Source organism: Mesorhizobium sp. M1406 (genome assembly GCF_040317555.1).
Classification (GTDB): domain Bacteria; phylum Pseudomonadota; class Alphaproteobacteria; order Rhizobiales; family Rhizobiaceae; genus Mesorhizobium.
The window spans coordinates 34176-45196 of record NZ_JAMYKW010000043.1; the positions used below are offsets into that span (position 1 = coordinate 34176).

The following is an 11021-nucleotide window of genomic DNA, read 5'->3' on the forward strand; positions in this document are numbered from 1 at the left end:
CCAACAGGGTCGATGATGGCAAGCGGCAGCGGAAAAGAACTCCTCCGATGGAACTATCCAGAGTGGACACGGAGAAAACCAATGAAGAACCGGACAATATCGCGCCGTGCGCTGATGCAATGGGCGCTCGGCAGTGCCGCCGTCTTGCAAGGCGCCAACTGGACGGGAGTGGGGATGGCCCAAGCTGCGGCGGCAAGCGGCCAGTTGCGGATCGGCATGGCTGCTCCGCCGACGACGCTGGACCCGCATCTGAAGAGCAACGCGCCGAACAACGCGCTTGCCACCCACATCTACGACACGCTTGTCACCAATGACGAAAAATCCGTCTCGAGACCGGGGCTCGCGACGGCCTGGCGCGTGGTCGACGACACCCATTGGGAGTTCGACCTGCGGCCGGACGTGCGCTTCAGCGACGGCGAGCCGCTCACGGTAGACGACATCGTCGTCTCATTCGACCGGGCCAACACAATCGAAAGCACCGCGTCCTTCCGGACCTACACGCGCAACATCAAGTCGATCACCTCACCCCAACCCGGCAAGCTTCTCATCGAAACCAAGCAGCCGGAGCCGCTTTTGCCCAATTCCCTCAGTCGCATTCGCATCATCCGCGCCAAGTTCAAGGATACCGCGAGCGATCAGTTCAACAACGGCACCGCGGCGATCGGCACCGGCCCGTATGTGCTGAAGGAATATGTTTCCGGCAACCGTGTCGCGCTTTCCGCCAATCCCAACTACTGGGGACCGAAGCCTGCCTTGCCGGACGTCGAGCTTCGCATCGTCACCGATGCCGGCGCGCGGCTTGCGAACCTGCTCGCCGGCGATCTCGATCTGGTCGAACAGGTGCCCTATGAAGGCGTTGCTCGCGTCGAAGAGGACGAACGTTTTCATATCATCCGCGGCGTCTCGAGCCGGGTCGTCTTCTTTTCCCTGGACACGTTCCGAGACGTCACGCCCTTCATCACTGGCAAGGACGGCAAGCCGCTCGACCGCAACCCGCTGAAGGATCTGCGCGTGCGGCAGGCGCTGTCCATGGCGATCGACCGCGGCGCCATTGTGGAGCGCTTGATGCAGGGCAATGCCATTGTCGCTTCGCAGTTCCTGCCTGCCGGCGCCCCGGGCACTTCGGCTGCTATCAAACCCGTTCCATTCGACACTGCAAAAGCCAAGGCCCTGCTCGCCGAAGCTGGCTACCCCGAGGGCTTCCGACTGACTATCCACGGGCCCAACGATCGTATCGTCAACGACTCCAAGATCGTGCAGGTGGTGGCCCAGATGCTCACCCGCATCGGCTTGAAGGTCAGCGTGGACGTCATGCCCTGGTCGGTTTATGCCGACAAAGCGGATGCGCATACGTTCAGCTTCAATCTGGATTCTTGGGGCGTAAACACAGGCGAGACTTCGAACCCGCTGACGGCGCTGATTGCGACGCAAAATTCCGACGCTGGTCTGGGCATCGCCAATTCGGGCCGCTACTCCAATCCCGACGTTGATGCCAAGCTCGCCGTGGCCAAGCGGACGCTCGATGATGCCAAGCGCGAAAAGATGCTGTCGGAAATTAGCGAGATTGTCTTCAACGATGTCGCCCTGATCCCGATGCACCACGAGGTTCTCGTGGTGGCTGCCCGCAAGGATATTCAGTTCACGACGCGGGCCGATCAGTACACGCTGGCCATGAACGCCAAGACTGCCTGAGGAGTTGTCGACTTGACGAGCATTACCACTGGGTTCGTTGCAGATCGCGGTCGCGCTATCTATGATCTTGGCGCGACCGCAATCTTTGCTTCCAAATCAGATCCGCGCTTTCACTATTGTCTCTATGTACCGCGCTCGGTCGGAGACGGCGCCAAGGTCGATCTGCTGGTTGCCATGCACGGCACCGGCCGAACCTCCTTCCTGGACTTCCGAGACGGTTTCGCTGAGTTCGGGCGCTGGAATGACTGCGCCATTTTGTGCCCGGTATTTCCAATGGGCGTTCTGGGCGATGGTGCCCGCAGTGGTTACAAATACATGCTGGAGGGCGAGATCCGCTACGATCAGGCGCTGCTCGCCATCGTCGAGGAAGTCAGTGTCAAATACCGTCAGGACTGGAGCCACTTCGCTATGTTCGGCTTTTCCGGCGGCGGGCATTTCACGCATCGTTTCGCCATTCTGCATCCCGATCGGCTGTGGGCGGCTTCGATCGGCGCGCCCGGCTCGGTGACCCTGCTCGACCCGACCCGGGACTGGTGGGTAGGCATTCGCGATCTTCCAGAGAAGTTCGGTATCACCTTCAACGCCGCCGCACTGGCCAACGTGCCTGTCCAGATGATTGTCGGCGACGCTGATCTGGAGACTTGGGAAATCACGCATCGTGAAGGCGGGGCCCACTGGCTACCCGGAGCCAACGATGCCGGCCGCACGAGGCCGGAACGCCTCAGGGCATTGTGTCAATCGTTCGAGCAAGTGGGCGTGCGCGTCCGCTTCGATTTGCTGCCGGGGGTCTCGCACGACCGATTGGAGGTTCTTGATCCCGTCCAGGATTTCCTCGCAGAAGAACTCAAGCAACGACGGAACGCGTCGTGATGAATGCAATGATCGTTGCCCCACAGCCTGAAGCGGTGGAGGCAGGCGCCCTTGTGCTCAAGCGCGGCGGCAACGCCGTCGATGCGGCGATTGCCTGCGCTTTCATGCAGGGCGTCGTGGATCCACAAATGTCCGGCCTTGGGGGCTTTGGCTCGATGCAGGTCTATATGCCACGGCGCGGCGTGCACGAGGTGCTTGAGTTCTATGCAAGGGCGCCGCTCAAGGCCTCCCCGGATATGTGGAGCGAACTGCTGGTCGGCCAATCGCGCGACGGTTTCGCTTTTCTGCTGGAAGGCGGCATCAGCGAGGTCGGCTATCTCGCCGTTTGCACTCCGGGCAGCGTCAAGGGTTACGCCGAGGCGCTGGCGAGATACGGCACCTTCGATTGGGCCGACGTCATCGCACCCGCGGCCGGGCAGGCGAGGCGAGGTTTCATGGTACGTCCGCATGTCCATTGGTATTGGGCGCAGGACGGCGTCGATACCGGCGAAGTGCGGACCCTCGACAAGCTGGGTTTCAGCAAGACCGGACGCGCCATCTATTTCCGCGCCGACGGCACGGTGAAGCTGCCGGGCGACATCGTCGTCAACGCCGACCTCGCGCACACGTTGGAGCGCATCGCTGCAGCTGGCCCTGATATCTTCTACAAGGGCGAGATCGCCGACGAAATCGCAGCCGACATGGCCGCGAATGGAGGCCTGATCGAGAAAGACGACCTGGCTAACTATCAGCTCTCTATCGCCGAGCCACTCTGGGGGGAGTATCGCGGCTACGACATCGCGACCAGCCCGCCGCCCGCCAGCGGCATATCCATGCTGCAACTGCTCCATACCCTTGAGCATTTTGACATCGGTGCCCTGGGCCACGGCAGCACCGAGCATGTCATCGTACTGGCAGAAGCGATGAAACGCATGACCAACGACAAGGATCGACACCTCGGCGATCCAGCCTATGTCGATGTGCCGGTCGGGCGTCTTTTGTCCCGGGAGTATTGCGGTCAAATGGCCGACGAGATCAAGGCTGGGGTTCGGGCCCAAGTCCAGCGAGTGGAGGACCGGTCGCCGCGCGAGACGACGCATATCTCGGTGATCGACCGGGAAGGCAATGCCGTCGCATTGACCCACACGCTGGGCAGTCCGTCGGGAGCGATCACCGATGGCTTGGGTTTCATGTATAACGGAACGATGAGCCGCTTCGATCCGAGGCCGGGCAGGGCAGGATCGCTGGCTCCTGGCAAACGGCGAGCCAGCTCAGCGGCGCCCACTATTGTCTTCAAGGATGACCGGCCGGTAATTGTGATGGGAGCGCCGGGCGGCAGCTATATCGCGCCATCCATGGCCCAAGGCCTGATGAACATCATTGATTTCGGCATGAGCATGCCGGAAGCGGTGGCCGCCCCGCGGATCGTGGCGGTGTCGAACACGATCGACGTCTCCAACCGCGTTCCACGCTATGTCACCGACGAAATCGAGGGCAAGGGCTACGAGGTGAAGCGCTCCTGGCAAAGTTACGCCTTTGCCGCTCTTCACGGGATCCAGATCGAGGACGGAGTTTGTCGCGGCGGCGCCGATCCGCAACGCGATGGCATGGCTATGGCGGTGCCGGCGTGACGCGTTTCGTACACGCGACCTGCAACAGTTCCCGGCAGGCAGGCTGGGGTAGGTCGTCATGACCGCCGCCATCGTGCGTCGTCTGTTCCAGGCCGCATTGGTCATGTTTGCCATGACCGTCATCGTCTTCATCGCGGTCAATGTCATCGGCGATCCGGTCGATATCCTGATCTCGCCTGACGCCGACCAGATCGAGCGAGCGCGCGTCGTCCAAGCCCTTGGCCTCGACCTGCCGCTTTGGCAGCAATATTTCCGCTTCCTCCAAGCCGCGCTGCATGGCGATCTCGGCCAGAGCTACGTCTACAACGAACCGGCGATCAGGGTGATCTTGGAGCGGCTGCCGGCAACGCTTGAACTGGCCGTTTCGGCGATACTCATAGCGATCGTCGTCGGCGTGCCACTCGGGCTCTATGCCGGGCTACGGCCAGATGGCATCGTCAGTCGCATCATCATGACTGTCAGCATCCTTGGTTTCTCGCTGCCGACCTTCTGGGTCGGGCTGGTGCTGATCATGCTTTTTGGCGTGCAACTCGGATGGCTGCCGAGCGGCGGACGCGGGCAGACCGCCGAGCTGTTCGGCGTCCAGTGGGCATTCCTGACAAAAGACGGGCTTGCCCATCTGGTCCTGCCGGCGGTCAACCTCGCTCTGTTCGATGCCTGCCTCATCCTGCGCCTGACACGCGCCGGTGTCGCCGAAGTCCTGCCGCTCGACTACATCAAGTTTGCACGAGCCAAGGGCCTCAAGGAATCGCGCGTCATCGGCGTCCATGTCTCGAAGAACATCATGATCCCGGTGGTGACCATCGTCGGCCTGGAATTCGGTTCGATCGTCGCCTTCTCGGTCGTTACCGAAAGTGTGTTCAGTTGGCCCGGAATGGGCAAGCTGATCATCGACAGCATCAACGTGCTCGATCGCCCCATCATCACGGCCTACCTGATGGCAATCGTCGTCTTCTTCGTCATCATCAATCTCGTCGTCGATCTCACTTACACCGCGCTCGACCCTCGGGTGCGGCTTCAGGGCGAGGGGTCGTGAGATGAGCATCGACACCTTGCCGCCGCCACTGCCGACCGAGGTTGAAAAAGGTGAGGAGCCGCCGTTCCGGCTCCTCGTGCGGGCATTCTTCCGCTCGCCTATGGCTGTCGTCGGTCTGGTGCTGCTGACGGCGATCGTTCTGCTGGCGCTTTTCGCGCCGCTCATAGCGCCGCAGAACCCCTATGACCTCAGTCAACTGGATATCATGGACAGCCGCCTGCCGCCCGGCTCGCAATCGATGGCCGGCATGACCTACTGGCTCGGCACCGACGACCAAGGCCGCGATATGCTTTCCGGCATCATCTACGGCTTGCGCATATCCCTCGGTGTCGGCGTCAGTTCAGCGCTCTTCGCAGCGCTGTTCGGCGCTTCGCTCGGTCTGCTCGCCGCCTATATCGGCCGCCGCACCGAGACGGTGATCATGCGCATCGTTGACCTGCAACTCTCCTTCCCGTCCATCCTCGTCGCCCTGATGATCCTTGCCTTTCTCGGCAAGGGGGTGCTCAACGTCGTACTCGCTTTGGTGATTGTCGAATGGGCGACCTATGCGCGCGCCGCGCGCGGCACCGCATTGACGGAGCGGCGCAAGGAATACATGGAAGCCGCGGAATCGCTGGCCATTCCGCGATGGCGTATCCTGTTCGTCCATCTGCTGCCGAACTGCTTGCCGCCGCTGATCGTGATCGCGACGGTGCAGGTGGCGCGCGCCATCGCCTTGGAGGCGACCTTGTCCTTTCTCGGTCTCGGCGTGCCGATCACCGAGCCGAGCCTTGGTCTGTTGGTCTCCAACGGTTACCAGTACATGCTCTCCGGCATGACATGGATCAGCTTCTATCCAGGGGTGGCGCTTTTGGTAACCGTGGTGGCGATCAACCTCGTCGGCGATCGGCTTCGCGACGTGCTCAATCCGCGGGGGCAAGCATGAGTGGGGCACTGCTGGAAGTTCGCGATCTGCGGACTCATTTCGCATCGGCAAAAGCCGTCGACGGCGTCTCCTTCAGCGTCGCGCGCGGCGAGGTTCTGGGTCTCGTCGGCGAAAGCGGCTCCGGCAAGTCGGTCACTGGCTTTTCGATCATCGGTCTGGTTGATCCGCCTGGGACGATTGTCGGTGGCCAGATCGTGTTCGCCGGACGCGACATCACCCGCTCCAGCCGCGAGGAGATGCGTGCGCTGCGCGGGCGCCGCATGGCCATGATCTTCCAGGATCCGATGATGACCCTGAACCCGGTCCTGCGCATCGATACGCAGATGATCGAAGCGGTGCAGGCGCATGAAGATGTCTCACGAGCCGACGCCAGGGCGCGGGCCCGCGATGCGCTGGGTATGGTGGGAATTCCGAGCCCGGATGAGCGGTTGCAGGCCTATCCCCATCAGTTTTCCGGCGGCATGCGTCAGCGCGTCGTCATCGCTATCGCGCTGCTGCACCGGCCGGACTTCATCATCGCCGACGAGCCCACCACGGCGCTCGACGTGACGATCCAGGCGCAGATCCTGGCCGAGATGCAAAAGCTGGTGGCGCAGAACAACACGTCGCTGATATGGATCACGCATGATCTCGCCGTCGTCTCGCGGCTCGCCGACCGGATCGCCGTGATGTATGCGGGCCGCATCGTCGAATCCGGCCCGGTGTCGGACGTTCTCGCCCGTCCGCTGCACCCTTATACCGCCGGTCTGATCGACTCCGTTCCCAGCCGCAACCAGCGCGGCGAGCGGCTTCGGCAGATCCCCGGAATGGCGCCCAGTGTTGCGCGGCTGCCGACTGGATGCGCTTTCGCCCCGCGCTGCGCCCGTGCCGATGCGATGTGTGCCGAGGCGGTGCCACTGTTCACTGCTGGCACACGCGAGCACCGCTGCGTTCATCCCTTACCGGAGCTCCGCATATGATCTCCTCCACTCCGGTTGCGGCAAATGTCCAAAGCGCCTCGGCCGGTTCTGCCGACGCGGTGCCGCTGATCGAGCTGAACGACATTTCCCACAGCTTCGGCACGCGGCCAGACCTCGCCGCCCGTCTGGCAATCTCGCTCAAACTCGCCAAACCCGCAGCAAGGGTGCAAGCGGTCGATAGCGTCAGCCTCACCGTTCGCAGGGGCGAGGTTCTGGGCCTCGTCGGCGAATCGGGATGCGGCAAGTCCACCCTCGGGCGGATCGTCGCCGGCATCGTATCGCCCACCAGGGGATCGGTATCGTGGCGCGGCAAGGATATGAGGGCGCTCCCGCCTTCCGAGCGACGTGAAGCCAAACTGCGCGTGCAGATGATATTCCAGAACCCCTATGCGTCGCTCAATCCGCGCCGCAAAGCGGCCGATATCGTCGGCGAGGCGCCGCGCGTTCACGGGCTGGTCAAGGGCGATCTCGGCACCTTTGTCGATGAACAGTTCCGACGTGCCGGCCTCGATCCGGCGCTGAAGCACCGCTTTCCGCATCAGTTCAGCGGCGGTCAGCGCCAGCGGATCGGCATCGCGCGCGCTCTGGCCGTGCAGCCGGAATTTCTCGTCTGCGATGAGGCCGTTGCCGCTCTGGACGTCTCGATCCAGGCGCAAATCCTCAATCTCTTCATGGACCTGCGCGAGAGGCTGAACCTTACCTACCTGTTCATCAGCCACGATCTCGGGGTGGTCGAGCACATCTCCGATCGCGTGGCGATCATGTATCTCGGCCGCATCGTCGAAGAGGCTCCGGCCGAGGAGATCTTTGCACGGGCCAACCACCCCTACACGCAGGCGCTTCTCGCCGAGGTGCCGCGGATCGAAACCACCAAACGCAGCTTTGCCGCGATCAACGGTGAATTGCCGAGCCCGCTGTCGCCGCCGAGCGGATGTCATTTCCACCCGCGCTGCCCGCACGCGATGCCTCGCTGCCGGACCGAAGCGCCCCGCCTGAAGGTGGTTGCTGCCGGACACAAGAGCGCATGCCACCTCAATGACGCTGCTGCCTGAACGCCTTGGAATTTTTAGATGACCGACCTCCAGGCACTCCAGTCCGTGACCGATGACATGGTCCTCTGCCGCGACGTCATGGTGACGATGCGCGATGGCGTAAGACTGGCGACCGACATCTACCGACCGGCAAGGGGAGGCCGCGCGCTGGACCGGTCAGCTCCCGTCATCATCGAACGGACGCCTTATGGCAAGGCGATGGCGTCGCGCGCCGAGCTCGAAGTCGGCATGACCGAACCGATGGATCGCGCGACAGTCGCCGAGCATTTCGTGCGCCATGGTTACATCGTCATCTATCAGGACTGCCGCGGCCGCTACGGCTCGGAAGGAGAGTTCGTCAAATATCTCTCAGAAGGTCCGGACGGCTACGACACGCTCGCATGGATCGCGGCCCAGCCCTGGTGCAACGGCCGGATCGGTACCATGGGCCTTTCCTACGCCGCGCATACCCAAATGGCGGCGGCGTGTCTTGCGCCGCCCGCTCTTGCAACCATGATCCTCGATTCCGGCGGGTTCTCGAACGCCTTCACCTGCGGCATCCGCCAAGGCGGCGCGTTCGAGCTGAAACAGGCGACTTGGGCCTACCGGGAAGCCCGCGAGAGCGCCGTTGCCGCCGGCGACGAGTTGGCCCGAAAGGCGATCGACGCCGAGAACCTGCATCGCTGGTTTGGCAAAATGCCCTGGTCGGAGGGCCGTTCCCCGCTCCGCTGGGCTCCGGACTACGAGGCTTATCTGCTGGAGCAGTGGCGGCACGAGACCTTCGACGATTTCTGGAAGCAGGCCGGCATTCATGCGGCGGGCTTCTACGACGCCATCCCCGACATTCCGATCGCCCTGATGTCGAGCTGGTTCGACGTCTATGTCTCGACGACGTTCGAGAATCTGGCAGGCCTTGCCAGCAATGGCAAACGGCCGCTCTCCATGATCATGGGTCCGGGCTTGCATGGCGACCGGAATCTGACCTTTGCCGGCGACGTCGACTTCGGACCGAACGCTCCGCTCGGCGGCAATGTGGCAGCAAGCTGGCTGGAGTTTCGTCGCCGCTGGTTCGATCGCTGGCTGAAGTGTGGGCCGCAGAACGATCTCGACAAGGAGCCGATCCGTCTTTTTGTCATGGGCGGGGGAAAGGGCACGAAAAATGAAGCGGGCCGTCTCGATCACGGCGGGCGCTGGATCAGGGCTCAAAAATGGCCGCTGCCCAATGTGGAGGAGCTAAGCTACTACTTGCATCGCGAGGGCAGGCTCTCGAAGTCCCTTCCTGCGCCCGACGACCCGCCGCTGAGCTATGATTTCGATCCCGCCGATCCAGTCCCGACCATAGGCGGCGCGCTGACAAGCGGCCAACCGATCTTCGCTGGCGGCGGCTTCGACCAGAGGGAGGACGAGAGGTTCTTCGGCTGCCGAAATTTCGGCCTGCCGCTTTCTGCCCGCCTCGACGTCCTTTCGTTCGAGACAGAGCCGCTGGTCAACGATCTGACCGTGCTTGGCAAGGTGGCAGTGGAGCTCTGGGCGGCGACCGATGCGCCTGACACCGATTTTACGGCGAAGCTGATCGACGTTCATCCACCGAGCGCGGACTATCCGACGGGCTTTGCCTTGAACCTGACCGACGGGATTTTCCGATGCCGGTTCCGGCATTCATTCGAAAGAGCCGAGCTGGTGAGGCCTGGTGAGATCATGCGGCTTCGCATCGAGCTGTTTGCAACCGCCAACCTGTTTCGTGCCGGCCACCGGCTACGGCTGGACATATCCTCGAGCAATTTTCCAAAGTTCGACGTCAATCCGAATACCGGTGAACCAGCTGGCTTCGGTCGTAGCCGTCAGGCGGCGCGCAATACGGTTTTTCTCGATGAGATGCGACCCTCGCGGTTGATCATGGATAAGATTGACATCAACTAACGGCACGCGTTTGGGCGCGACCGCTACTGTCGAACCTTCGACCGGACACGTCCTTGACCGGATCGCATCTGGTCATGAAATTTTGCCGGGCGGCGCGGATGTTGTCTTCGAATGCGGTCCTCCAGGGAACCGTGGGGCGGGCCGTTTTTGACGAGCCGTGACGTGGATTTGGTGGGCGGCTGATGGTCAGCCCTTCTGCGATCCATCTGAGTGCATCCATGCTGGGGCGTTCCTGATGAACCGACCTAGCCAATTCGATTGAGCGGGATACGGTCATGCAACACTAGGGATCGAAGCTGGCGGAGCGATCACCGGCAATATTGTTCAAGCCGCGACGGCAAAATCCTTTTACGCCGGTACCGCCAGCGACACCAATTTTGTCTATCGCAAGACCAACTTCGCCAAGATCGACAAGAGATGGCATCGCCAGATCGTCAAGTATTTCAGCAGCGAGCCGGTCGGCACGGTCGTGGTCGATACCCGCCACCACTTCCTCTACCTCATCACGGAAAACAAGACCGCCATCCGCTACGGCGTCGGCGTCGGCAAGGACGGCTTCAAATGGTACGGCCGCGCGACGATCGACCGCCGCGCGCTGTGGCCGCAATGGGTCCCGCCCCCCGAAATGCGTAAGCGCAAGCCGGACCTGCCGCCCATGGTCGCAGGCGGCGCGTCCAACAATCCGCTCGGGCCGCGCGCGCTCTATCTGTACCGCGACGGCGCCGACATCGGCTACCGCCTGCATGGCACGCTGGAGCCATGGAGCATCGGCACCGACGCTTCCAGCGGCTGCATCCGCATGTTCCCGGAAGACATCATCGACCTCTACCAGCGGTGCCCGATCGGCACCGCAGTGGAGGTCCTACCGCACATCGCCGACCAGGCGCCCGCTTCCACCACTGTCGAATGATTGGCGCATCATGAACCGCATGATTGAAACCACGCGCCGGCTGCTCGCCGCCGGCCTGCTGGTGCTGG

General features: G+C 62.5%; 9 protein-coding genes. All 9 read left to right on the top strand.

The window, feature by feature from the left end:
- Nucleotides 1-81: 81 nt before the first annotated feature.
- The 9 genes from NKH03_RS25955 to NKH03_RS25995 all read left to right on the top strand — a co-directional run bounded on the left by NKH03_RS25955 (nucleotide 82) and on the right by NKH03_RS25995 (nucleotide 10953).
- Nucleotides 82-1692, top strand: a complete 1611-nt coding sequence (locus NKH03_RS25955) for an ABC transporter substrate-binding protein (protein ID WP_352872274.1) — start codon at nucleotides 82-84, stop codon at nucleotides 1690-1692.
- A 12-nt stretch (nucleotides 1693-1704) separates the two neighbouring features.
- Nucleotides 1705-2562, top strand: coding sequence for an alpha/beta hydrolase (locus tag NKH03_RS25960; RefSeq protein WP_352883260.1), 858 nt, complete (start codon nucleotides 1705-1707; stop codon nucleotides 2560-2562).
- A complete protein-coding gene (ggt, locus tag NKH03_RS25965) occupies nucleotides 2559-4172 on the top strand; it encodes a gamma-glutamyltransferase (protein WP_352883258.1) in 1614 nt (537 codons plus the stop codon). Before NKH03_RS25960 ends, ggt begins: the two co-directional genes overlap by 4 nt.
- Before the next feature lie 58 nt (nucleotides 4173-4230).
- On the top strand, nucleotides 4231-5208 hold the full coding sequence (locus NKH03_RS25970) for an ABC transporter permease (protein WP_352883256.1): 978 nt from the start codon (nucleotides 4231-4233) through the stop codon (nucleotides 5206-5208).
- Nucleotide 5209: 1 nt separating this feature from the next.
- Nucleotides 5210-6133 (top strand): ABC transporter permease, encoded by a 924-nt coding sequence (locus NKH03_RS25975; protein ID WP_352883255.1) that lies wholly within the window; start codon nucleotides 5210-5212, stop codon nucleotides 6131-6133.
- A complete protein-coding gene (locus NKH03_RS25980; protein WP_352883254.1) occupies nucleotides 6130-7092 on the top strand; it encodes an ABC transporter ATP-binding protein in 963 nt (320 codons plus the stop codon). The genes NKH03_RS25975 and NKH03_RS25980 overlap by 4 nt, the downstream gene beginning before the upstream one ends.
- Nucleotides 7089-8144, top strand: a complete 1056-nt coding sequence (locus NKH03_RS25985; RefSeq protein ID WP_352883252.1) for an ABC transporter ATP-binding protein — start codon at nucleotides 7089-7091, stop codon at nucleotides 8142-8144. The genes NKH03_RS25980 and NKH03_RS25985 overlap by 4 nt, the downstream gene beginning before the upstream one ends.
- 18 nt (nucleotides 8145-8162) lie before the next feature.
- Entirely contained in the window at nucleotides 8163-10043 is a 1881-nt protein-coding gene (locus tag NKH03_RS25990; RefSeq protein ID WP_352872262.1) for a CocE/NonD family hydrolase, read from the top strand.
- 289 nt (nucleotides 10044-10332) lie between these two features.
- On the top strand, nucleotides 10333-10953 hold the full coding sequence (locus NKH03_RS25995) for a L,D-transpeptidase (protein ID WP_352971437.1): 621 nt from the start codon (nucleotides 10333-10335) through the stop codon (nucleotides 10951-10953).
- Nucleotides 10954-11021 lie beyond the last annotated feature (68 nt).